Annotated in this window: 18 protein-coding genes and 1 riboswitch; of the genes, 9 read left to right on the top strand and 9 right to left on the bottom strand. The window is 68.9% G+C overall.

The window, feature by feature from the left end; translation table 11 throughout:
* Positions 1 to 5: 5 nt before the first annotated feature.
* The 3 genes from mgtA to BMW75_RS22495 all read right to left on the bottom strand — a co-directional run bounded on the left by mgtA (position 6) and on the right by BMW75_RS22495 (position 5,011).
* A complete protein-coding gene (mgtA, locus tag BMW75_RS22505) occupies positions 6 to 2,804 on the bottom strand; it encodes a magnesium-translocating P-type ATPase (RefSeq protein WP_092581942.1) in 2,799 nt (932 codons plus the stop codon).
* A gap of 428 nt (positions 2,805 to 3,232) precedes the next feature.
* Complete coding sequence (locus BMW75_RS22500; protein ID WP_076519051.1) at positions 3,233 to 3,565, bottom strand: hypothetical protein; 333 nt, start codon at positions 3,563 to 3,565, stop codon at positions 3,233 to 3,235.
* Positions 3,566 to 4,003: 438 nt separating this feature from the next.
* Entirely contained in the window at positions 4,004 to 5,011 is a 1,008-nt protein-coding gene (locus BMW75_RS22495) for a sodium:calcium antiporter (RefSeq protein WP_076519050.1), read from the bottom strand.
* Between the two features lie 43 nt (positions 5,012 to 5,054).
* Positions 5,055 to 5,252, bottom strand: a riboswitch (yybP-ykoY riboswitch).
* Positions 5,253 to 5,388: 136 nt separating this feature from the next.
* Between BMW75_RS22495 and BMW75_RS22490 the strand changes: the two genes are divergently transcribed.
* A complete protein-coding gene (locus tag BMW75_RS22490) occupies positions 5,389 to 6,732 on the top strand; it encodes an aminopeptidase P N-terminal domain-containing protein (protein ID WP_092581941.1) in 1,344 nt (447 codons plus the stop codon).
* A gap of 69 nt (positions 6,733 to 6,801) precedes the next feature.
* Here the strand turns inward: BMW75_RS22490 and BMW75_RS22485 are convergent, their stop codons facing one another.
* Positions 6,802 to 7,266 carry a TM2 domain-containing protein gene (locus BMW75_RS22485; protein ID WP_092581974.1) on the bottom strand — a complete coding sequence of 155 codons (465 nt, stop codon included), beginning with the start codon at positions 7,264 to 7,266 and terminating at the stop codon, positions 6,802 to 6,804.
* Between the two features lie 68 nt (positions 7,267 to 7,334).
* Between BMW75_RS22485 and BMW75_RS22480 the strand changes: the two genes are divergently transcribed.
* The 6 genes from BMW75_RS22480 to ruvA all read left to right on the top strand — a co-directional run bounded on the left by BMW75_RS22480 (position 7,335) and on the right by ruvA (position 12,833).
* Entirely contained in the window at positions 7,335 to 8,504 is a 1,170-nt protein-coding gene (locus BMW75_RS22480; RefSeq protein WP_092581940.1) for a UbiH/UbiF/VisC/COQ6 family ubiquinone biosynthesis hydroxylase, read from the top strand.
* 139 nt (positions 8,505 to 8,643) lie between these two features.
* Positions 8,644 to 9,669, top strand: a complete 1,026-nt coding sequence (gene dusB / locus BMW75_RS22475) for a tRNA dihydrouridine synthase DusB (protein ID WP_076519047.1) — start codon at positions 8,644 to 8,646, stop codon at positions 9,667 to 9,669.
* Between the two features lie 36 nt (positions 9,670 to 9,705).
* Positions 9,706 to 9,945, top strand: coding sequence for a helix-turn-helix domain-containing protein (locus BMW75_RS22470; RefSeq protein WP_006217670.1), 240 nt, complete (start codon positions 9,706 to 9,708; stop codon positions 9,943 to 9,945).
* Positions 9,946 to 10,045: 100 nt separating this feature from the next.
* The gene (gene purH / locus BMW75_RS22465) at positions 10,046 to 11,635 is read left to right on the top strand and encodes a bifunctional phosphoribosylaminoimidazolecarboxamide formyltransferase/IMP cyclohydrolase (RefSeq protein WP_092581938.1); all 1,590 of its coding nucleotides are present in this window, start codon (positions 10,046 to 10,048) and stop codon (positions 11,633 to 11,635) included.
* Positions 11,635 to 12,183 carry a crossover junction endodeoxyribonuclease RuvC gene (ruvC, locus tag BMW75_RS22460; RefSeq protein ID WP_092581937.1) on the top strand — a complete coding sequence of 183 codons (549 nt, stop codon included), beginning with the start codon at positions 11,635 to 11,637 and terminating at the stop codon, positions 12,181 to 12,183. The genes purH and ruvC overlap by 1 nt, the downstream gene beginning before the upstream one ends.
* A gap of 77 nt (positions 12,184 to 12,260) precedes the next feature.
* The gene (ruvA, locus tag BMW75_RS22455; RefSeq protein ID WP_076521951.1) at positions 12,261 to 12,833 is read left to right on the top strand and encodes a Holliday junction branch migration protein RuvA; all 573 of its coding nucleotides are present in this window, start codon (positions 12,261 to 12,263) and stop codon (positions 12,831 to 12,833) included.
* Positions 12,834 to 12,859: 26 nt separating this feature from the next.
* On the opposite strand, the gene BMW75_RS22450 is transcribed toward ruvA, so the two are convergent.
* The 5 genes from BMW75_RS22450 to BMW75_RS22430 all read right to left on the bottom strand — a co-directional run bounded on the left by BMW75_RS22450 (position 12,860) and on the right by BMW75_RS22430 (position 18,449).
* Positions 12,860 to 13,780, bottom strand: coding sequence for a complex I NDUFA9 subunit family protein (locus BMW75_RS22450; RefSeq protein ID WP_092581936.1), 921 nt, complete (start codon positions 13,778 to 13,780; stop codon positions 12,860 to 12,862).
* A gap of 104 nt (positions 13,781 to 13,884) precedes the next feature.
* Positions 13,885 to 14,850 (bottom strand): threo-3-hydroxy-L-aspartate ammonia-lyase, encoded by a 966-nt coding sequence (locus BMW75_RS22445; protein ID WP_092581935.1) that lies wholly within the window; start codon positions 14,848 to 14,850, stop codon positions 13,885 to 13,887.
* Between the two features lie 156 nt (positions 14,851 to 15,006).
* On the bottom strand, positions 15,007 to 16,080 hold the full coding sequence (gene ruvB / locus BMW75_RS22440) for a Holliday junction branch migration DNA helicase RuvB (protein ID WP_076521950.1): 1,074 nt from the start codon (positions 16,078 to 16,080) through the stop codon (positions 15,007 to 15,009).
* Positions 16,081 to 16,152: 72 nt separating this feature from the next.
* Entirely contained in the window at positions 16,153 to 17,748 is a 1,596-nt protein-coding gene (locus tag BMW75_RS22435; protein ID WP_092581934.1) for a sensor histidine kinase, read from the bottom strand.
* Complete coding sequence (locus tag BMW75_RS22430) at positions 17,748 to 18,449, bottom strand: response regulator (RefSeq protein WP_076521949.1); 702 nt, start codon at positions 18,447 to 18,449, stop codon at positions 17,748 to 17,750. Before BMW75_RS22430 ends, BMW75_RS22435 begins: the two co-directional genes overlap by 1 nt.
* Before the next feature lie 246 nt (positions 18,450 to 18,695).
* Between BMW75_RS22430 and BMW75_RS22425 the strand changes: the two genes are divergently transcribed.
* A complete protein-coding gene (locus BMW75_RS22425; protein WP_175493244.1) occupies positions 18,696 to 20,030 on the top strand; it encodes a fimbria/pilus outer membrane usher protein in 1,335 nt (444 codons plus the stop codon).
* Between the two features lie 91 nt (positions 20,031 to 20,121).
* Complete coding sequence (recQ, locus tag BMW75_RS22420) at positions 20,122 to 21,951, top strand: DNA helicase RecQ (protein ID WP_092581932.1); 1,830 nt, start codon at positions 20,122 to 20,124, stop codon at positions 21,949 to 21,951.
* Positions 21,952 to 21,971 lie beyond the last annotated feature (20 nt).

Below are 21,971 nucleotides of genomic sequence, written 5' to 3'. Positions count from 1 at the left end.
TCTGCTTACTGCCAGCCGTAGCGGCGGACCCAGATGCGCTTGAGCATCTGCGTCAGCACGCAGTAGCCTAGCAGGATGCCCACCAGCCAGGGGAAGTAGCTCCAGGGCAGCGGCTGCAACTGAAAGTACGCCGCCAGCGGCGAAAACGGCAGCAGCAGGCCCAGCGCGACCACCATCAGCGTCATCCCCATCAGCGGCCACGACGCGCGGCTTTGCAGGAAGGGAATCCGGCGCGTGCGGATCATATGCACGATCAGCGTCTGCGACAACAGGCCCTCGACAAACCAGCCGGACTGGAACAGCGTCTGGTGCTCGGGCGCGTTGGCCTGGAAGACAAACCACATGACGGCGTACGTGGCAATGTCGAAGAGCGAACTGATCGGACCGAAGAACACCATGAAGCGGCCCAGGCCGTCCGGATCCCAGCGTTGCGGCTGCTTCAGCAATTCCTCGTCGACGTTGTCGAACGGGATGGCCGTCTGGGAGATGTCGTACATCAGGTTCTGCAGCAGCAGATGGATGGGCAGCATCGGCAGGAACGGCAGGAAGGCGCTCGCCACCAGCACCGAGAAGACGTTGCCGAAGTTCGAGCTGGCCGTCATCTTCAGGTACTTGAGCATGTTGCAGAAGGTCTTGCGGCCTTCGATCACGCCGTCCTCCAGCACCATCAGGCTTTTTTCGAGCAGGATGATGTCGGCGGCCTCTTTGGAAATATCCACCGCCGAATCGACCGAAATGCCCACGTCGGCCGCCCGCAGCGCCGGCGCGTCGTTGATGCCGTCGCCCATGAAGCCCACGGTGTCGCCCTGCGCGCGCAGGCTGCGCACGATACGCTCCTTGTGGATGGGGGCCAGGCGGGCGAACACGTTGGCCTCGCGCACGGCGACGGCAAGCTGCGCGTCGTCCATCGCTTCGATCTCGGCGCCCAGAATCACCTTGCGCACGTCCAGGCCCACTTCGCGGCAGACCTTGCGCGTGACGAGTTCCACGTCGCCGGTCAGCACCTTGACCTCGATGCCCGACGCCTTCAGCGCGGCCAGCGCGGGGCCGGTCGACGCCTTGGGCGGATCCAGGAATGCGATGTATCCCACCAGCACCAGGTCGGATTCGTCCGCCACGCCGTAGGCCTGCTGCGTGGGCGGCAACTCCTTGACGGCCACCGCGATGACGCGCAGGCCGTCGCGGTTCAATGCGGCCGCCACACGGCGGATCTCGGCCCGGCGCGCCTCGGTCAGCGGATGGACCTCGCTGCCCACGCGCAGCCGGGTGCACGCCGACAGCATTTCCTCCAGCGCGCCCTTGCAGATCAGCTCATGATGGTCGCGCCCATTCTCGGTCTCGTTCACCACGACGGACATGCGGCGGCGGGAAAAGTCGAACGGAATCTCGTCGATCTTGCGGTAGCGGCCCGCCAGATCCAGGCTGCGCGCCACTTCGGCATGCTCCAGCACCGCCACGTCCAGCAGGTTCTTCAGGCCCGTCTGGTAGTAGCTGTTCAGGTAGGCATAGGCCAGCACGTCGTCGCTGGGCGCGCCGTAGACGTCGGTATGGCGCTCCAGCACGATGCGGTCCTGCGTCAGCGTCCCGGTCTTGTCGGTGCACAGTACATTCATCGCGCCCAGGTTCTGGATGGCATCCAGGCGCTTGACCACCACCTTGCGCCGGGACATGCGCACCGCCCCCTTGGCCAACGTGGCCGTCACGATCATCGGCAGCATTTCGGGCGTCAGGCCCACCGCGATGGCCAGCGCGAACAGCAGCGCTTCCAGCCAGTCTCCCTTGGTGAATCCGTTGATCAGCATCACGACGGGCGCCATGACGAGCATGAAGCGGATCAGGATCCAGCTCACGCGGTTGATGCCCTGCTGGAATTGCGTGGGCGCGCGCGAGGTCTGCGTGACGCGGCCAGCCAACTGGCCGAAGTACGTATCAGCGCCCGTGGCCACCACCAGCGCGCTGCCCGCCCCGCTGACCACGTTGGTGCCCATGAACGCCATGTTCTCCAGCTCCAGCGGATTGCCCGTGTTCATGCGCGGCGTCATGTGCTTTTCCACCGGCAGGGATTCCCCCGTCAGCGCCGCCTGCGCGACGAAGAGGTCTTTGGCGTTCAGGACGCGGCAGTCGGCGGGGACCATATCGCCCGCGGAAAGCAGCACGACGTCGCCGGGCACGAGGTCGGCCAGCGGCACTTCACGCTGGCGCGATCCCGTGGCGTGCAAGGCGGCGCCGAAGAAGCGGCGACCATCGCCCGCGTCGGGCGAGCCGGCGTCGCTGCGCAGCACCGTCGCGGTGTTGCGCACCATCGCCTTCAAGGCTTCGGCCGCACGGTTCGAGCGCTGCTCCTGCACGAAGCGCAGGAGGGTCGAAATCGCCACCATCGCGCCGATGATCACGACCGCCGTCCAGGACTGGTCTTCCGGCACGGCCATGCGCACATCGGTCAGCCATGACAACACGGCAAGCGCGGTCAGCAGCAGGTTGAAGGGATTGCGGTAGGACAGCCACAGATGGGCCGGCCAGGAGAGCGGCTTTTCGTGGTCGACCTCATTGGCGCCGTGGCGTTCGCGCGCGGCCAGGGCCTGCGCTTCGGACAAGCCGCCCCAGCCGCTGCCGAACCGCGCGAACAGCGAGTCAAAGCCCAGGCGGGACGTTTCCACCATGCGCAGGCTGGCACGGCGGGATGCCTCGGACGAGGCGGCGGCGACGTCGCCGCCCTGCTCCAGGATCGGCGCGCGGCGGAAGTGCCTGCCCGTGCGGCGCAGGCGGGCGGCGGACGAAAAAAACGATTTGAGGAAAGCAAACATGGGAGTGCTCCGCATTTATTGGTGTTGTTGCGGGAGACACGGACGACCCTGCCGGCGGCGGCCGCGCGCGGGCAGCAGCGGTCCGCGGCGCTTCAAGGGAAACGTCGTCGGGCCGCCGCGTGCGCGCGTGCGCAGGCGCCGGAGCAATGTTGCCGGTGTCCGGATCGCGTCTATGGCGCGCCGGGTGCGGAGAACGGAGGGAAAGTCAGCGGGGGAACCGGGACCGGGCGCTGCGTCGCGCATGGCGCGGATCAGGCCGGGGATTCGTGGCTGCGGGTTCCGTACGGACCGGGATGTCTATCCGGCCAGTCGGCTCGCAGTGAGAGGACGGGTCAGATAAACATGCCGGAGCCGCGCACAGGGCGCAATCGAGGCTCTGGGTCTAAGGCGCTAGGCATGATTTCTCCTGGGAGGGATGGGACGGGTGTTCAGGCCATCGCGGCCTGCGCGCCGAAATGCACGCGGCGCACGACGGGATTGGCGCTCAGGCGGCGCGCTTGCGACATCAATTCCGCCCGCAGTTCCGGGGGGCAATTGACGGTGATGCAAGCCGACGCGAGATCGGGGTCTTTGCCCTGGTCGATCTGCACTTGCGAGACATCCAGGCCGGCGGCGCTGAAGTCCAGGCAGATCTGCTTGCGCAGTGCGCCCAGTTCACCGCGCGGACAGATCACCGTCAGCCGGGACGTGCCGCGACGGCGGCCCAGGGCGGTGGCACGGTCCACGCCGGCGCGGCGCAGGAACAAGTCGAAGAAACGCATAACGACCTCCATGGCAAGAAGGCGGAGCGTGATCGCGAACACGAGCGCAGCCCGGCGGCGCCTGGCGGACGGACACGACGAACGTGCGCGAACGCTGGCGCTGCGACTAGCGGCGGTTCTGGCGGTTTGTGTTGGGGAGGGTCCCGGCGGGCCGAGGGCCTGCGCTATTGCGCCAGGTTAAGCCTGGCGCCTGGGAAACACCGCAACCTGAATGACAGGATGCGGCAGACGGAGTTCTGCGTGGATCCTGTCAGACAGCGACGTCGATGCAAGATCGACAACTTTCGCCGGAATCGGTATTCACGAAGACTGCTCCTGGGATGGAAAACAGGGCGATTTTACGCGGGTTTGTACTGATGGACAAGGGTTAGGCCAACTTTCGGCTCACAAATGCGGCGAAAGTCGGACAAGCGCGCGGGCGCTTGTCCGGCCCCGGCATCAGTACGCGTGAAAATGCCAGCCCAGGTAGCCGGCAAACAGGGCGTACAGGCCGGCCACCGCCGACAGGGCCGGCACGCTCATTGCCGCGCGGCGGAAGCGCAGCCACAGCAGACCGATCGACAGCATGGTGAACAGGCCCGCGGCAAGCAGCGGCGCGTCCAGCAGCCACGGCGTCATGAAGATGCCCAGCGCGCTCGGGATGGTGGCCTGGATCATCATGGCGCCCGAAATGTTGGCGAGCGCGAGACGCTCCTTGCCCTGGCGCACCCAGATCAGCGCATTCATGATTTCGGGCAGCTCGGTGGCCACGGGCGCCAGCAGCAACGCCGCCACGTGCGGCGAGGCGCCCATGGCGATGCCCAGCGCCTCGATCTGGTTCACGAACACGTGCGAGGCGCCGGCGATCACCACCAGCGCCAGGATCGTCTGCGTGGCGGCCCAGAACATGGTGGGGTTTTCGTCGCGCGGGCGCAGCTTGAGCGGCTCCAGGTCTTCGCCGTCCATGCACTCCTCGTCGTTGCTGAGTTCGCGCTTGATGTAGAGGGCGTAGGTGATCAGGAACACGAAGCCCAGCCACGGCTTCCACGCGAAGGCCAGCAGGCCCAGGCCCACCTTGAAGACGAAGATGCCCATGAACCAGGCCTGATCGCGGGCCAGCCGGCGCTGGTCCGCGTTGATACAGTCCGCCTGCTCGGTCTGGCCGCGGCGGGCGCGCCACAGCGCCAGGCCGACCACCGCGTAGGCCAGGGTGGCAAGCACGAGCGGACCGCCCATCGCGGCGCCGACGCCGATATCCTTTTGCTCTGGGGTGTTGCCGAAGACGACGGCCATGAAGGTGACGGCGCTTTCCGGCAGCGCGGTGCCGAAGGCCGCCAGCACGGTGCCGGTGGCTGTGGCGCCCAGCTGGAATCGATGACCGACCCATTCGACGCCATTGACGAAGAACTCGCACGCGACATAGATCACTGCCGCGGACAGGAAGAACAGAAACAGGGTGAGCAACATGGGAACGCGGCCGGACGAGCAGATACCATTGGCGCGACGCAGCGGCTCGCCCGGCCAAGGGTGAACGCTACGCGGCCAAAGGTCTCGCCTGGCTGACCCACGCGGCGGCATGCCGGACGTGGGTGCCGTCAGCGCCATGGGGTTCTAGTGGCTGCTCCGCAGCACTGAACCGCCAAGTCTGTTGACGCTGACTCCTTTGGGGGCAAAGGATGGCTACTCCCCAATGACAGAGCCGCGATTGTAGCAGCGGATTCCAGACCGCGCAGCCATACCCGTACCGCCCTCGCGGATTCGTCCTCGGGGTGTCGCATTCGCGGGTTGGCAGGTAAAGTAAGCCCCATCTTCCGCCTTTGCGGGGCTGCCCGCCCCGGCCCGCCATGAGCCTGCCTCCCGACGACATCGCCCCTTTCGCCGCGCGGCGCCAGCGCCTGATGGAACGCATGCGCGCGGAAGGAGGCGGTATCGCCATCCTGGCGACCGCGCCGGAGGCCATCCGCAACCGCGACGCGGAATTCCCCTACCGCCACGACAGCGACTTTTTCTACCTGACGGGCTTTACCGAGCCGGACGCCTGGGTGGTGCTGGTCGCGGGCGCGACGGACCGGGCGGTGCTGTTCTGCCGCGCCCGCCATGTGGAGCATGAGCTCTGGGAAGGCAAGCGCTTCGGTCCCGAGGCCGCCGCCGCCCATTTCGGCTTCGACGACGCCCATCCCATCGATGCGCTGGACGAGCTGATGCCCGGCCTGATGCTGGACCACCCGACCCTGTATGCGCCGCTGGCCGGCGACAAGCGCACAGATGGCCGCCTGCACCGCTGGCTGGCCGCGGCGCGCGAGGCGAGCCGCGGCGGACACGCCCCGCCCACGCGCCAGCAGGACCTGCGCCCGCTGCTGGCGGAAATGCGGCTCATCAAGGACGCCACCGAAATCGCGGCGATGCGCCGTGCGGCCAAGATTTCGGCGGGCGCGCATGCGCGCGCCATGCGCGTCGCGCGGCCCGGCATGCACGAATACGAGATCGAGGCCGAACTGCTCTATGAATTCCGGCGCCACGGCGCCCAGTCCGTGGCGTACAACAGCATCGTCGCGGCGGGCGCGAACGCCTGCGTCCTGCACTACCCCGCCGGCGAGGCGGTGCTGCGCGACGGGGACCTGGTGCTGGTCGATGCGGGCTGCGAAGTGGACAGCTACGCCAGCGACATCACCCGCACCTTTCCGGTGAATGGCCGCTACAGCGGCCCGCAGCGCGCGCTGTACGACCTGACCGTGGCGGCCCAGGACGCGGCGGCCCAGGCCACGGCGCCGGGCCGCGCCTTCAACGACGCGCACGAAGCCGCCTTACGCGTCCTGGCGCAGGGCATGCTGGACCTGAAACTCCTGAAGGGCTCATTGGACGGCGTGCTGGAATCCGGCGACTACAGCCGCTTCTACATGCACCGGACCGGCCACTGGCTGGGCCTGGACGTCCACGACGTCGGCGACTATCGCGAGCAGGGCGCCGCGCTCGGCGCCGAACGCCCCTGGCGCAGGCTGGAACCCGGGATGATGCTGACCATCGAACCGGGGATCTACGTGCGCCCCGCGGACGACGTGCCCGAAGCCTACTGGAACATCGGCATCCGCACCGAGGACGATGCGCTCGTCACCGACGAGGGTTGCGAGCTCATCACGCGCGGCGTGCCGGTGCAGGCCACCGAGATCGAGGCGCTGATGCGCGAATAGCGCGGCCGGAGGGGCCGCCGACACACGTCGTCAGGGCAGGTCCCCGGAACACCTCGCCGGAACCCGTCGCTACAGCACGTAGCCGTCCAGCCAGCCCATGGCCACCCACACGTAGACCACCACCATCGCGATGGCGAACATGGTGACGATGGCCCCGACCAGGCACGCCAGGATGGCGACCAGCACCGGCCCCCATCCGGTGGACGACACCTTGCCCAGGCCCGGGTTGTAGATCCGGTCGAATTTCTCGTCGGGCATCAGCGAAAACACCGCGCTTTCGATGAATCCGTCGATCATCGGCACGAACAGCAGGAAGAAGGCGGGGTTGTCGTACCAGACCGGGTAAAAGCGGATCGCGCAGAACAGGCAGGCCAGCGCGAACGCGGTCACCAGCCAGGCGTGGCGGCGGCCCAGATACCACCAGTGCGCGCCGACCGCGCCGAACAGGCAGGCCAGCAGCCCGACCGCGACCTTGCCGCGGGGGCGGCGCGCGGAAACGGCGGAAAGCGAAGAGGAAGCCTGGGCCTGCGTCATGTCGATCAACCGGTAGGGGAGCCGCGGAGCCGGCTGCCGCGATTGTAGTGGACGGTTAAAATCCGGACATGACTGCATCCGCCTTCGACATCGCGATTCTTGGCGCCGGCCCGGTGGGCCGCGTATTGGCCCTGATGCTGGCGCGCGTGGCGCCGGACCCGGCGCGCATCGCCCTGCTGGCCGCCAGCGCGCCGGCCCCGGTCACGCCGGCCGCGGCGGTCCCCGCGGCGGATCCCCGTGTCCTGGCCATGAACCACGGCAGCCGCGTGCTGCTGGAGTCGTTGCATGCCTGGCCCGAGCGCTCGGCCGACATCCGCAACATCCATGTGTCGCAGCGCGGCCGGCTGGGCCGCACGCTGATCCAGCACACCGACTTCGGCGTGCCCCAGTTGGGCAGCGTGGTGGCCTACTCCGGGCTGTACGCCAGGCTGGACGAGTGCGTGGCCGCCAGCGGCGTCACGGTGCTTGCCGGCCCGGCGGCGCAGATCGGCCTGCAGGACGCCGACGGCGTGCGTATCCAGCGCGGCGACGCCGAGCTGCGCTGCCAGGTGGCCGTTCAGTCCGATGGCGCCGGCGCCACCGACGTGCGGCGCGACTACGACCAGCACGCCGTGCTGACCACCGCGCACGCCACCTTGCCGCGGCGCGGCTGGGCCTGGGAGCGATTCACCTCCGAGGGGCCGCTGGCGCTCCTGCCGCACCCGCTGACCCCGGACGCCTATTCCGTCGTCTGGTGCAGCGCCCCCGAGCGCGCGGCCGAACTGGCGGCGCTGGACAATGCCGCGTTTTCCCATGCGCTGACACAAGCCTTCGGCGACCGCCTCGGCCGCCTGTCCAGCCATGCCCCGCGCCACGTCTTTCCGCTGGCGCTGGCCGCCCGCCGCGCCCAGGTGCATGGCCGTGTGGCGGCCATCGGGAACGCCGCCCAGACGCTGCATCCGGTGGCGGGCCAGGGCCTGAACCTGGGCCTGCGCGACGCGGCCAGGCTGGCCCAGACGCTGACCGGCTGGCTCGCCCGTCCGTCCACCAACCCCGGGCCCGCCCTGGCCGAGTTCGCCGGCGCGCGCCACCTGGACCGTTTCATCACGGCCGGGCTCACGGACCTCATGCCGCGCATCTTCGCCACCGGCCTGGCGCCGGTCGAGCATGCCTGCGGCGCCGCGTTATTGGGGATGGACCTGGCTTCCCCCCTGCGCGCGCCCCTGGCGCAACACCTGCTGCAGGGATTCCGCTCCTGATTCCGGGCACGGATCCGGCCCCGTGAAGGGGCTGGCTTCCCGTTTTTCGCCCCTCTACTCCCCCTTTTTCTTCCCGGTTTGCTAACAAGCCGTCGCACCCCGAAAACGGGGGTGCGATCGAGCCGGTTAAAATGTGAGCATGCGCATAGGCCAGTGGACCCTTCCCAACAACGTTCTTGTCGCGCCCATGGCGGGCGTGACGGACCGTCCTTTCCGCCAGCTTTGCAAAAAGCTGGGGGCGGGTTACGCGGTGTCGGAAATGGCCGCCAGCAACCCGAAGCTCTGGGACAGCGTCAAGACCTCGCGCCGGCTGAACCACGACGGCGAGATCGCCCCCATTTCGGTGCAGATCGCCGGCGCCGACCCCGCCATGATGGCCGAGGCCGCGGCGTTCAACGCCAGCAAGGGCGCCCGGATCATCGACATCAACATGGGATGTCCGGTCAAGAAGGTGTGCAACGTGGCGTCCGGCTCGGCGCTCTTGCGCCACGAAGACCTGATCGTCCGCATCCTGGACGCCGTGGTGGCCGCCTGCGCGCCGCTTGGCGTGCCGGTCACCCTGAAGACCCGCACCGGCTGGGACCGCAACAGCCGCAACGCCGTGCGCGTGGCCAAGCTGGCCGAAAACGCCGGCATCGCCGCCCTCACCCTGCACGGCCGGACCCGGGCCGACCTCTATACGGGCGAGGCGGAATATGACACCATCCGCGCCGTCAAGGCCGAACTCTCCATTCCCGTGATCGCGAACGGAGATATCGACTCGCCCGCCAAGGCGAGGCACGTCCTGGATTACACTGGCGCCGACGCGGTCATGATCGGCCGGGCGGCCCAGGGCCGTCCGTGGATCTTCCGCGAAATCGACCACTACCTGCGCACGGGCGAAACACTGGCCCCTCCCACCCATGGGGAAATGCGCGAGCTGCTGCTCGAACATCTCGACGACCACTACCGCTTCTATGGCGAGCACACCGGCGTACGCACGGCGCGCAAGCACATCGGCTGGTATGTGGACGGCCTGCCGGGCGCGGATTCGTTCTGCGCCCGCATGAACCTGATCGACAACACCCGCGACCAGTGGCGGGCGGTGGCGGACTGGTTCGACTCTCTCTCACGCGACGGCAGCCCCACCCCGGCGCCGGTCGCAGAAGCCCTGCTGGCGGCATGACCGCCTGAACACCAACATAAAAATATTTGTACTCAAATGAGCAAGAAAGATGTCCTGGAAGAATGCGTGCGCGCCAGCCTGGAGCGCTATTTCGAAGACTTGGGCGAGTCCGAGCCCCACGATATGTGGGACATGGTCATGCGCTGCGTGGAGCGCCCGGTGCTTGAAGTAGCGCTGGAGCGGTCGGGCGGCAACCAGTCCCGGGCGTCCGAGATGCTGGGCATCACCCGCAACACCCTGCGCAAGAAGTTGCTGGCGCACAATATCCAGGTATAGCTTTCCCTGCGCGGGCGGCGGCTGCATCGCCCGCGCCTCCTTCCAGATTTCCCATCCGACCAGAACGAGAAAGGCGTCCCCGCCCCACTCCCGTCCCATCATGAAAATCGAAACCGCCCTGCTTTCGGTGTCCGACAAGACCGGCATCGTTGAATTTGCCCGCGCCCTGGCGGCGCGCGGCGTCCGCCTGCTGTCGACCGGCGGCACCGCCAAGCTGCTCGCCGAGGCCGGCCTGACCGTCACCGAAGTGGCCGCCCACACCGGCTCGCCCGAGATCCTGGACGGCCGCGTCAAGACGCTGCACCCGAAAATCCACGGGGGCCTGCTGGCCCGCCGCGACAGCGCCGAGCACATGGACACCATCAAGGCGGCTGGCATCGATCGCATCGACATGCTGGTGGTCAACCTGTACCCGTTCCGTGAAACCGTCGCCAAGCCGGACTGCTCGTTCGCCGACGCCGTCGAAAACATCGACATCGGCGGTCCGGCCATGCTGCGCGCCGCCGCCAAGAACCACGGCACCGAAGCCGGTGGCGTCACGGTCGTGATCGACCCCGTCGACTATTCGCGCGTCCTGGCCGAAATGGACAAGGGCGGCAGCACCTCCTATGGCCTGCGCCTGGCGCTGGCCTCCAAGGTCTATGCGCATACCGCCGCCTATGACGGCGCCATCGCCGCCTACCTGACCAGCCTGTCCGAAGCCGAGCCGGCCCAGGACGCCGTGCCCGCGCGCAACGAATGGCCCGGCACGCTGACCCTGCAGGTCAAGCAGGAACAGGCGCTGCGCTACGGCGAGAACCCCCACCAGAGCGCCGCCTTCTACGTGGACGCGCAGCGTCCGGCCGGGCTGCTGGGCAATTACCGCCAGCTCCAGGGCAAGGAACTGTCCTACAACAACATCGCCGACGCGGATGCCGCATGGGAATGCGCGCGCAGCTTCGAGGCGCCCGCCTGCGTCATCGTCAAGCACGCGAACCCCTGCGGCGTGGCCGTGGCGGCCGATACGCTGGGCGCGTACCAGCAGGCTTTCAAGACCGACCCGACGTCGGCCTTCGGCGGCATCATCGCCTTCAACCGTCCGGTGGACGCCGCCACGGCCGAAGCCGTCAGCGCGCAATTCCTGGAAGTGCTGCTCGCCCCGGCGTATGACGGCGCCGCGCTGGCCATCCTGGCCGCCAAGAAGAACGTGCGCGTGCTGGAAGTGCCCATGGGCACGGGCCAGAACGCCTTCGACGTCAAGCGCGTGGGCGGCGGCTGGCTGGTGCAGACGCCGGACGCCTACAACGTGCCGCGCGACGCCCTGAAGGTCGTCACCAAGCGCCAGCCCACCGAACAGGAAATGAGCGACCTGTCGTTCGCCTGGAAGGTCGCCAAGTACGTCAAGTCCAACGCCATCGTGTTTGTCGGCGGCGGCATGACGCTGGGCGTGGGCGCCGGCCAGATGAGCCGCATCGACTCGGCCCGCATCGCGTCGATCAAGGCTGAAAACGCCGGCCTGACGCTCAAGGGCTCGGCCGTGGCGTCCGATGCCTTCTTCCCGTTCCGCGACGGCCTGGACGTGGTCGTCGCCGCGGGCGCGACCTGCGTGATCCAGCCGGGCGGCAGCGTGCGCGACGACGAAGTCATCGCCGCGGCCGACGAGCACGGCATCGCCATGGTGCTGACCGGCACCCGCCACTTCCGCCACTGATGCGCGTCCTCGGCATCGATCCCGGCCTGCGCCGCACCGGATTCGGTGTGATCGATGCCGAAGGTTCGCGGTTGCGCTATGTGGCCAGCGGGACCATCGTGGTCCCGCCGGCGCTGACGCTGTCCGAACGCCTGAAGGTCATCCTGGACAACCTGCGCCAGGTGGCCCGCGACACGCAACCCGACGTGGCCGCGCTGGAAATCGTCTTCCTGAACACCAATCCCGCGTCCACCCTGCTGCTGGGCCAGGCGCGCGGGGCCGCGCTGTGCGCGCTGGCGGACAGTTCGCTGGACGTGCACGAGTACACCGCGCTGCAGATCAAGAAGGCCGTCGTCGGCACCGGTCGCGCCGCCAAGGAGCAGGTACAGATGATGGTGCAGCACCTGCTGGCGCTGGACGGCATGCCCGCGCCGGACTCGGCCGACGCGCTGGCCTGCGCCATCTGCCATGCTCACGTGGGCCCGTTGCAGGACAAGCTGGAACGCCTGGGCAGCGCCCTGCGCATGGGCGGCAAGACCCGCCTGCGCAACGGCCGCCTGATCGGCTGACGCCCGCGCGACAGCGCGCGTATAGAATCCCCGCATTCGCCGCGCCTCGCGCGGCCCCACCCTTGCAGGCCTACACCATGATCGGACGAATCACCGGAACCCTGATCGAGAAACTGCCCCCCACGATCTGCGTGGACGTCGGCGGTCTGGGGTATGACATCGACGTGCCCATGAGCACGCTGTATTCGCTGCCCGAGACGGGCGCGCGCGTCACGCTCTACACGCACCTGACGGTGCGCGAAGACGCCCATATCCTGTACGGTTTCGCGTCCGCCGGCGAACGCAGCGCGTTCCGCGAACTCATCAAGGTCAGCGGCATCGGCGCGCGCACGGCGCTGTCCGTGCTGTCGGGCCTGTCGGTCGCCGACCTGGCCCAGGCCATCACGCTGCAGGAATCGGGACGCCTGACCCGCGTGCCGGGCATCGGCAAGAAAACCGCCGAACGCCTGCTGCTGGAAATGCGCGGCAAGCTGGGCGCGGACATCGGCGCCTCGCCGCACGCCACGCCCGACAATCAGTCCGACATCCTGAACGCGCTGCTGGCGCTGGGCTACTCCGAGAAGGAGTCGCTGTCGGCGCTCAAGACCCTGCCCGAGGGCGTGGGCGTGTCCGACGGCATCAAGCAGGCGCTGAAGGCGCTGGTGCGCTAGGGATAGCGGGCGGGTTCACAGCCCGCTCAGGCCTTGCCGTGCAGGTAGCGCGGCGCCACGGCCTCCAGGCCCGTCGGCACCACATGCAGTTCCGGCGCGATGGGACCGCTGCAGACATTGTCGCGGCGCAGCGAATCCAGGTTGTCCCGCGACATCAGGGGCGTGCCCGGCATGCATTCGAACAGCCGGGCCTGCATGCGCCCCACGCCCATCGGCATGCCGATGACCGGACGGGGATGGCCGCTCCAGGCGGCGCACAGCCGCGCGATCTCGCCCAGCGTGTAGACCTGCGGCCCGCCCAGTTCGTATGTCTTGCCACAGGTATGCGTATCGGCCAGCGCCGACACCATGGCGGTCACCACATCGCCCACGTAGACCGGCTGCATGCGCGCATCCGCGCCCGCCAGCGGCAGCACCGGCAGCCAGCGCGCCAGCGACGCGAACATATTGGTGAAGTTGTCGTCGGGTCCGAACAGGACCGACGGGCGGAAGATCGTCCAGCCGATGTCCCGGCGGTCCTGGTAGGCCTGTTTGACGGCGGCCTCGCCGTCGCCCTTGGAGCGCTGGTACATGCTGTCGCCGCTGGAATCGGCGCCCAGCGCGCTGACGTGCAGCAGCCGGTGCACGCCGTGGCGCACGCAGGCCTGCGCGATGCGCTGCGGCAGCAGCACATGGGCGCGCGCGAAATCCGAGCCATACGGCCGGCCCGTGTTGCCGTGAAGGATGCCAACCAGGTTGATGACGGCATCGCAGCCCCGCACCAGGCCGTCCAGCGCGGCGTCGTCGTGGACGTCGGCCTGCATGAGGGTGACGGTGGGAAGTAATTGCAGGTCGCGTCCGCGGGCGACAAGCCGCGTGGGAACGACGATCTGATGCTGGTCCGCGCAAAGCCGTGCTACCAAGTGGCGGCCAATGAAGCCCGTGCCGCCAATGACAAGGATACGCATGGCGTCGCCTCCGGTTTGTCAGGATCGAGATTCGATTCTGCCCTGCCAGGTCGGCAGGCGCAAGCGCGCGCAGGCGGTCTGCCCCGCGCGCCGCTTGATTCGCGTCAGCCGGCGAGAAGGCGGGCGTAGGCCGGCAGGTCGACGTTGCCGCCGCTGATGATGACGCCTACCCGGGCCCCACGCACCGGTACGACGTTCTGCATGACGGCGGCCGCGGCCAGGCAGCCCGTGGGTTCCACGACCATCTTCATGCGCTCGGCGAAGAATTTCATGGTGGTGACGAGCTGTTCATCCGTCACCGTGACGATGTCGCGGACGTACTTTTGGATGAGCGGGAAGGTGAGATTGCCCAGGTGCGTCGTCGCGGCGCCGTCGGCCAGGGTCTTGGGCGCGGGGATTCGGACAATTTCGCCCTTGCGCAAGGACTGCTGGCCGTCGTTGCCGGCCTCGGGCTCCACGCCGTACACCAGGCAGCGCGGGCTGAGCGCGAAGGCGGACAGGGCCGAGCCCGACAGCAGGCCGCCGCCGCCCAGGCACACGAACAGGTAATCGAGTTCGCCGACCTCCTCGAACAATTCCTTGGCCGCGGTGCCCTGCCCCGCGATCACGTCTTCGTGGTCGTAAGGCGGGATCAGCGTCGCGCCGGTCTCGGCCTGGATGCGGCGCGCGATGGTTTCGCGGTCTTCGGTGTAGCGGTCATACGTGACGATCTTGCCGCCGTAGCCCTCGGTGGCCGCGCGTTTGGCCGCAGGGGCGTCCAGCGGCATGATGATGGTGGCCGTTACGCCCTGCAGCCGGGAGGCCAGCGCGATGGCCTGCGCATGGTTGCCCGACGAAAACGTCACGACGCCGGCGGCACGCTGTTCGGGCGTGAGGCGCGCGATCGCGTTGTACCCGCCCCGGAACTTGAAGGCGCCCATGCGCTGGAAGTTCTCGCACTTGAAGAACAGCGACGCGCCGGCGATGGCGTCGGCGGTCGTCGAGGTCATGACGGGCGTGCGGTGTGCGTTGCCGGCCAGGCGCTCGCTGGCGCGCGCGACATCATCATAGGAGGGCAATTCGGGCAGCATGGAATGGGGTCCTTTGATCGCAAGGGGGAACGAAACCCTGGGATCATAAACCCGCGAGGCGGGTTGCGCGCCGCCCGGATGCATGACGGCGCGCCAAGCGGTCCGGGGGGCCGCCTCGCCGGCCGCGCCTGGCCGGCCGCGCCTCGCCGGCCGCGCCTACTTCCCGAACAGGTCGCCGCTGCCGCCGGTGGTGCCGGCGGGCGGGGCGAGGCCCAGGTGGCGCCAGGTGGTCAGCGTGGCCGTGCGGCCGCGCGGGGTGCGCTGCAGGTAGCCGTGCTGGATCAGATAGGGCTCGATGACGTCCTCGATCGTGTCGCGCTCTTCGCCGATGGCGGCGGCCAGGCTGTCCACGCCCACGGGACCGCCGTCGAACTTGTGGACGATGGCTTCGAGCAGCTTGCGGTCCATCAGGTCCAGGCCCTGCGGGTCGACCTCCAGCATGGCGAGCGCGCGGCCCGCGACGTCGGCGTCGATGGTGCCGCCGGCCTTGACCTCGGCGTAGTCGCGCACGCGGCGCAGCAGGCGGTTGGCGATACGCGGCGTGCCGCGGGCGCGGCGCGCCACTTCGGCCGCGCCGTCCGGCGTGATGACGGCGTTGAGCAATCCCGCGCTGCGGGTCACGATGCGGCCCAGGTCTTCGGCGTTGTAGAACTCGAGCCGCGAGACGATGCCGAAGCGGTCGCGCAGCGGGTTGGTCAGCATGCCGGCGCGCGTGGTGGCGCCCACCAGCGTGAACGGCTGCAGGTCCAGTTTCACGCTGCGCGCGGCCGGGCCTTCGCCGATCAGGATGTCGATCTGGAAGTCTTCCAGCGCCGGATAGAGGATTTCCTCGACCACGGGCGACAGGCGATGGATTTCGTCGATGAAAAGGACGTCGTTCTTTTCCAGGTTGGTCAGCAGCGCGGCCAGGTCGCCCGGGCGTTCCAGGACCGGGCCGGACGTCTGGCGCAGTTGCACGCCCATTTCATGCGCAATGATGTGGGCCAGCGTGGTCTTGCCCAGGCCCGGGGGGCCGAAGAGCAGGACGTGGTCCAGGGCCTCGCCGCGCTTTCTAGCCGCGGCGATGAAGATTTCGAGCTGTTCGCGGGCGCGCTGCTGCCCGACGTACTCTTCCAGCGCCTTGGGCCGCAGTGCGCGTTCGATCGACTCCTCGTTGGGCGACACCGGCTGCGGCGCCACGATACGTGGCGCGTCGGGACGGGAGGAAAGCGAATCGGACTGGATGGCCATGGTGCGGAAAACGTGCAAAGGACGAAGCAGGATGCATCGTACCGTAGCGCGGGCCGCGCCGGGGCGCCCCCGTCAGGCGGCCGGGGCCAGCGGCAGCCCGACGCGCACGCACAAGCCGCCGGCGTCGGCCTGGCGCAGCTCCAGCGACCCGCCGTGCGCCCGGGCGATGGCCTCGGCCAGCGCCAGGCCCAGGCCCACGCTGCCGGTGCGCGTGCGCGCGTCGTCGAGCCGGCTGAACGGGCGCAGCGCCTCCTGGCGGCGCTCCGGCACGATGCCCGGCCCGTGGTCGGCGACATCCAGCACCGCCTGCCCGTCCTCGCGGCGCAAGGCGATCTCGACCGGCGGCGCGCCGTGGTTCAGCGCGTTGCCGATCAGGTTGTCCAGGAGGCGGCCCAGCGCGACGGCGTCGGCCTGCACCACCAGCCCGCTGGCCTCGGCCGCGGCATCCAGGCCGATGTCGGTGCCCGCGCCCTGCCAGGCGCCCACGCGTTCGGTCAGCCATTCGGCCAGCACGATGGGGGCATAGCGGTAGGCGGCCGGATCGGTGCCGCGCACGAAGCCGATGAACTGGTCCACCATGTGCTGCATGTCGCGCAGATCAGTGCGCAGCCCTTCCTTCAGCGTGGAGTCGTCCGCCATTTCGACGCGCAGCCACATGCGCGACAGCGGCCCTTTCAGGTCATGCGGCAGGCCGGACAGCAGCGTGCGCCGCACCGAATCGGATTCGGACAGGGCGTCCAGCATGGCGTTGAAGCGTTCGCCCAGCACGCGCGTTTCGTGCGGGCCCGAGGGCTCCACGCGCTGGGGCTGTCCGGCGGCAAGGCGGTCGGCGGCGTCGGCCAGCCGCGTGATCGGCCGCGTGATGTGCCAGGAAAAGCCCACGGCCAGCAAGAGCAGGAGCCCCAGGCCGCCCAGCCAGGCGGCGATGAACGGCGTGGCGACGGGCGGATCCAGTCGGTCCAGCGGGATGACCAGCCATTCACGCAGGCGCGGCGCGTCCTCGGTGGCGGGATTGGGGGCCAGGGAAATGAAGATCTCCGGCGTGGGGCCGCGCGACAGCGCGACGCGGGTGCCGTCGTTCAGGCGTTCGTTGAGCTGCTGGACCAGCACGCGCAGGTCGCGGCGGATATCGTCGGGCTCGGGCTTGTAGCGGCGATTGTGCTCTTCGCGTTCGCGCGCGCGATCGGCCTCGCGCTGTTCGTCGCTGCGATCGTCCGCCCGCGCGGCGCCCGGCTCGCGCTCATCGCCCCGGACCTCGGGCGGCGGCGGCGGCGGGGGGCCGTGCATCTGGGCATCCTGGGAAGACGGCGCGGGCGGCGGAGGCGGCGGCGGACGGGGCGCCGAACGGGGCGGCGGCGGGCGGCGGCCATTGAAGCGCTGCAGCTTGGCTTCGGCCGGCAGCACGCGCGACCACAGCCGCCATTGGTTCTGGGACGCGGCGCGCACGAAATCGGCGCGGTCTTCCGCCGGCACCTGGGATACGGCCGCGCGCAGCGTGCGGATCGTGGTGACGATGTAGCCGATGGCCACGTCTTCCATGAACTTGTGCCGGAAGTACGACACCGTCACCAGGGTGGCGGCCTGCGTCAGCAGGACCGATCCCAGGATCAGCAGGATCAGCCGCGCCCGCAGCGAACGGGGCACCAGAAAGCCGGGGGAAAAGCGCATCAGGGGGAAAACCGGTAGCCGATGCCCCAGACGGTCTGGATCCAGCGCGGCTGCTTGGGATCGTCTTCGATCACGCGGCGCAGGCGCAGGATGGCGATGTCGATCGCGCGATCGTTGCGCTCGCCGGCGTCGTCATCGCGGGCCAGCGCCAGCAGGCGCTCGCGCGACAGCGGCTTGCCCGCGTTGCGGACCAGGGCCTCAAGCAGGTTGATTTCGCCGCCGGTCAGCTTGACGACCGTGCCTTCGCGCGAAAGCTGGCGCGTGGAAGGGTCGAAGACGAAGGGGCCGAACGAGACGGGCGCGTCCTTGGTGAGCGCGGACGGGCCGCGCTTGCGGCGCAGCACCGCCTCGATCCGGGCCAGCAGTTCGCGCGGGTCGAAGGGCTTGCCGACGTAGTCGTCGGCGCCGGCTTCCAGGCCGATGATGCGGTCGACGGCTTCGTCGCGCGCGGTCAGCAGGATGACGGGAATGTCTTCGCCCTGCTCGCGCAGGCGGCGGCAGGCGTCGGCGCCGTCGCCGCCGGGCAGCATGCGGTCGAGCACCAGCAGGTCGGGTGCGTAGCGGGTGATGCGCGACGAGAGATCGGTCGCGTCGGGCGCCAGCAGCGTGTCGTAGCCGTGCCGATTCAGATAGTCGGCCAGCAGTTGGCGCAAGGCCGGGTCGTCGTCGACGACCAGCAGCTTGGTGTGGGAATTGTCCATGGGCGTCATAGTGCGGCGCGCCGCCTTCCCCCGCAAGAGGCGAGAAATCATCTGAAATATACCCGTTGCACGATGTAGGGCGGATGTTTCGGGCATTTGGCGGGTGGTTCCGGCGGGCCTGCCCGCCGCGGTCATCTGGACCTAAAATGGCTCTGGACCTAAAATGGCGCCTCGCCTGCCGCCGCTCGTGGGGTTTTCTAAAGATCGTTTACAGATGCGGGGCGGGACGTTCTCTACACTGTCCCCATGGTCGCCACTATCACCTGGCGCAGAGGGCTGTTGCACGCGGCGCTGACGGCAGGCCTGGCCTGGCCGCTGGCGCCTGCTTCCGGTGCCGAGCCTGATGCGACCCCATTTGTCCTGATGCCGCCGCCGGCAGGTGAAGTCACGCACGTTGCGCGCGGCATCGGGGTGCTGTCCCCGGTCCAGTCCATCCCGGTGCGCCCCGCCCCGTCGCTGGACGATCGCGCCGTCCCGCTGGATCCCACGCCCTGCGACCTGCACGCGACGGAACCCGGCATGGACACGACGGTGCAAGGCGGCGCCCAGGAACCGCAGGAGGGATACGTCCCCGGCACGGGACTGGGCCTGGCGGGCGACGCGTTGCCGGCCCCGCTGTCCTGCGACCCGCTCGCCGCGCCCGCCTCGGCGGCCGACATCCCTCCCGATTACTCGTTCGCACTGGAAGACGGCGACATTTCCAGCGTGCCGGTGGTGGTGATCTCGGGCGTGTCCCGCCCCAGCCGGCCCTGGTTCGCGTCCGTCAGCGGACAGGACGGCCTGCGCTACGGCGGCAGCCGCAACTGGGTCTACCGCAATACCTCGGGCCCCTCGCTCACGGTCGGCAACGTCAGCCCCAACGCGCCCGCCTGGGGCAGCGCCGCGCCGGTGGGCGGGCTGCAGATCGCCAACTGGGGCGGCACCGGCGCCACCCTGCCGGAGGGCAGCTTCGGTTATTCGTCATCGCTGGGCAGGCTCAACCTCATGGACCCCGCCGCCCTGTCCGGGCCCGTCGACTACGGCGCCTCGGTGGGCAGCGGCAGCGTCCGTTACGGGCTTACGCCGGAAATGACGCTGGAGGGCCAGGTGCAGAGCGCGCCGTCGCTGACCACGCGCGGCGTGGGCACCACGTATTCCGCCGGCGAGTTCGGCACGTTCCAGGCCGGCGCCACCCAGAGCACGTTCGACGCGGCCAACGGTTACCGCTACCGCTTCGGCTACAGCGTGGCCCTGGCCGACACCGTGACCCTGGGCTACACCAATGAACAGATCGGCGCGGGCTACGGGGATCTGTCGACCTATTCCGATGGCGTGGCGTCCGCCGCGCAGACACGCAATACGGTGTCGGCGGGGGTGCCGCTGTCGGGCTGGGGCACGTTGAGCGGCACGTATTCCGGCCTGCGCGAGGGCTCGGTGCTGGCCGAGCAGCGCGTGGGGCTGTCCCACAGCATGTTCGTCGCGCCCAAGGTCAAGCTGGCCGTGGGCGCCGACCGGGACATCGTCACGGGCGACTATGGCTGGCGCGCCAACCTGAGCATGCCCGTCGACACCTTCATGCGCGGCACCTGGCTCAGCTGGTAGGCGCCTGGCAGACGGACGAAAATATCCCGCCGGCGGGGCCTGCCGGAATTGGGGCTTAAAATCCCTGCCATGATGCTCCCGGCCTACCCCCATGTCTGACGCGCGCGCCCTCGGCGTGTTGCAGCGCGTTTTCGGTTACGAATCCTTCCGCGGCGACCAGCAAGCCATTGTCGAACAGGTGATCGGCGGCGGCGATGCGCTCGTCCTCATGCCCACCGGCGGCGGCAAGTCGCTCTGTTACCAGATCCCCTCGCTGGTGCGCGAAGGCACCGGCATCGTCGTGTCGCCCCTGATCGCGCTGATGCAGGACCAGGTGGACGCCCTGACCGAACTGGGCGTGCGCGCGGCCTTCCTCAATTCCACGCAGGAATGGCGGGTGGCCCGAGACGTGGAACAGGCCTTCCTGGACGGTGAGCTCGACCTGCTGTACGTGGCCCCCGAGCGCCTATTGACCGACCGCTGCCTGCAATTGCTGGAACGCGGCCGCATTGCGCTGTTCGCCATCGACGAAGCCCACTGCGTGTCCCAATGGGGCCACGATTTCCGGCCCGAATACCTGGGGCTGTCCATGCTGCACGAGCGCTGGCCGGACGTGCCGCGCATCGCGCTCACGGCCACGGCCACGGCGGTCACTCGCACCGAAATCGCCCAGCGCCTGTCCCTGGACGAAGCGCGCCATTTCGTCTCCAGCTTCGACCGCCCCAACATCCGCTACCGCATCGTCGAAAAGAACGAAGTGCGCAAGCAGTTGCTGGACATGATCCGCACCGAACACGACGGCGAATCCGGCGTGGTGTACGGCCTGTCGCGCGCCCGCGTCGAGGAAACGGCGGAGTTCCTCTGCAACCAGGGCATCGATGCGATGCCCTACCACGCGGGCCTCAGTCCTCAGGTGCGGGCGGCCAACCAGGCCCGTTTCCTGCGCGAGGACGGCGTGGTCATGGTCGCCACCATCGCGTTCGGCATGGGCATCGACAAGCCCGACGTGCGCTTCGTGGCGCACATCGACCTGCCCAAGTCGGTCGAAGGCTACTACCAGGAAACCGGCCGCGCCGGCCGCGACGGCCTGCCCGCGACCGCCTGGCTGGCCTACGGCCTGCAGGACGTTGTGCAGCAGCGCCGCATGATCGACGAATCCCCCGGCGACGAATCCTATCGCCGGCGCCTGGGCCAACAGCTCGACGCCATGCTCGGCCTGTGCGAAACGGTGGAATGCCGTCGCGTGCGGCTGCTGGCCTACTTTGGCCAGCACATCACCGCCTGCGGCAACTGCGACGTCTGCCTCGATCCGCCGCAGGCCTGGGACGGCACCGTCGCGGCGCAGAAGGTGCTGTCGGCGGTATATCGGCTCTGGAAAGAACGCGGCCAGCGCTACGGCGCGGGCCACATCATCGACATCCTGCGCGGCAAGGTCACCGACCGCACCCGGCAGCGTGGCCACGAGACCCTCAGCGTGTTCGGCGTGGGCGCGGACCTGAGCGACACCGCCTGGCGCGGCGTGCTGCGCCAGTTGCTGGCGCAGGGCCTGCTCACGGTGGACAACGAAGGTTTCGGCACGCTGGCCCTGACCGAAGGCAGCCGCGCCGTGCTCAAGGGCGAACGCCAACTGATGCTGCGGCGCGAGTCCGAAAAGAAGGCGCGCGCCGGCAAGACCGGCAGCGGACGTCCCAAGGCCGCGGCGATCGACCTGCCGCCCGAGCTGCAGCCCGTGTTCGAGGCATTGCGGGCGTGGCGCGGCGAGGTCGCCAAGAGCCATGGCGTGCCGGCCTATGTGATCTTCCACGACGCCACGCTGCGGGAAATCGCGCTGGCCCGGCCGGCGTCCATGGACGATCTGAGCCACATCAACGGCGTGGGCGCCCGCAAGCTGGAAGCCTACGGCGAAGAAATCCTGCAGCGCGTGGCCCGACCCGTGCTGTAGCCGCCGGTTCCGGCGCGCCC

Origin of the sequence: Achromobacter sp. NFACC18-2, from assembly GCF_900108985.1 — a bacterium.
Taxonomy (GTDB): Bacteria; Pseudomonadota; Gammaproteobacteria; order Burkholderiales; family Burkholderiaceae_B; genus Achromobacter.
The sequence above is the reverse complement of the archived record's forward strand: the minus strand, read 5'-3'. Positions and strand labels throughout refer to the sequence as shown.

What these genes read in the sequence shown, in the direction of transcription:
- mgtA (WP_092581942.1), bottom strand. Translation starts at nt 2,804, where the DNA reads ATGTTTGCTTTCCTCAAATCGTTTTTTTCGTCCGCCGCCCGCCTGCGC.
- BMW75_RS22500 (WP_076519051.1), bottom strand. Translation starts at nt 3,565, where the DNA reads ATGCGTTTCTTCGACTTGTTCCTGCGCCGCGCCGGCGTGGACCGTGCC.
- BMW75_RS22495 (WP_076519050.1), bottom strand. Translation starts at nt 5,011, where the DNA reads ATGTTGCTCACCCTGTTTCTGTTCTTCCTGTCCGCGGCAGTGATCTAT.
- BMW75_RS22490 (WP_092581941.1), top strand. Translation starts at nt 5,389, where the DNA reads ATGAGCCTGCCTCCCGACGACATCGCCCCTTTCGCCGCGCGGCGCCAG.
- BMW75_RS22485 (WP_092581974.1), bottom strand. Translation starts at nt 7,266, where the DNA reads ATGACGCAGGCCCAGGCTTCCTCTTCGCTTTCCGCCGTTTCCGCGCGC.
- BMW75_RS22480 (WP_092581940.1), top strand. Translation starts at nt 7,335, where the DNA reads ATGACTGCATCCGCCTTCGACATCGCGATTCTTGGCGCCGGCCCGGTG.
- dusB (WP_076519047.1), top strand. Translation starts at nt 8,644, where the DNA reads ATGCGCATAGGCCAGTGGACCCTTCCCAACAACGTTCTTGTCGCGCCC.
- BMW75_RS22470 (WP_006217670.1), top strand. Translation starts at nt 9,706, where the DNA reads ATGAGCAAGAAAGATGTCCTGGAAGAATGCGTGCGCGCCAGCCTGGAG.
- purH (WP_092581938.1), top strand. Translation starts at nt 10,046, where the DNA reads ATGAAAATCGAAACCGCCCTGCTTTCGGTGTCCGACAAGACCGGCATC.
- ruvC (WP_092581937.1), top strand. Translation starts at nt 11,635, where the DNA reads ATGCGCGTCCTCGGCATCGATCCCGGCCTGCGCCGCACCGGATTCGGT.
- ruvA (WP_076521951.1), top strand. Translation starts at nt 12,261, where the DNA reads ATGATCGGACGAATCACCGGAACCCTGATCGAGAAACTGCCCCCCACG.
- BMW75_RS22450 (WP_092581936.1), bottom strand. Translation starts at nt 13,780, where the DNA reads ATGCGTATCCTTGTCATTGGCGGCACGGGCTTCATTGGCCGCCACTTG.
- BMW75_RS22445 (WP_092581935.1), bottom strand. Translation starts at nt 14,850, where the DNA reads ATGCTGCCCGAATTGCCCTCCTATGATGATGTCGCGCGCGCCAGCGAG.
- ruvB (WP_076521950.1), bottom strand. Translation starts at nt 16,080, where the DNA reads ATGGCCATCCAGTCCGATTCGCTTTCCTCCCGTCCCGACGCGCCACGT.
- BMW75_RS22435 (WP_092581934.1), bottom strand. Translation starts at nt 17,748, where the DNA reads ATGCGCTTTTCCCCCGGCTTTCTGGTGCCCCGTTCGCTGCGGGCGCGG.
- BMW75_RS22430 (WP_076521949.1), bottom strand. Translation starts at nt 18,449, where the DNA reads ATGGACAATTCCCACACCAAGCTGCTGGTCGTCGACGACGACCCGGCC.
- BMW75_RS22425 (WP_175493244.1), top strand. Translation starts at nt 18,696, where the DNA reads ATGGTCGCCACTATCACCTGGCGCAGAGGGCTGTTGCACGCGGCGCTG.
- recQ (WP_092581932.1), top strand. Translation starts at nt 20,122, where the DNA reads ATGTCTGACGCGCGCGCCCTCGGCGTGTTGCAGCGCGTTTTCGGTTAC.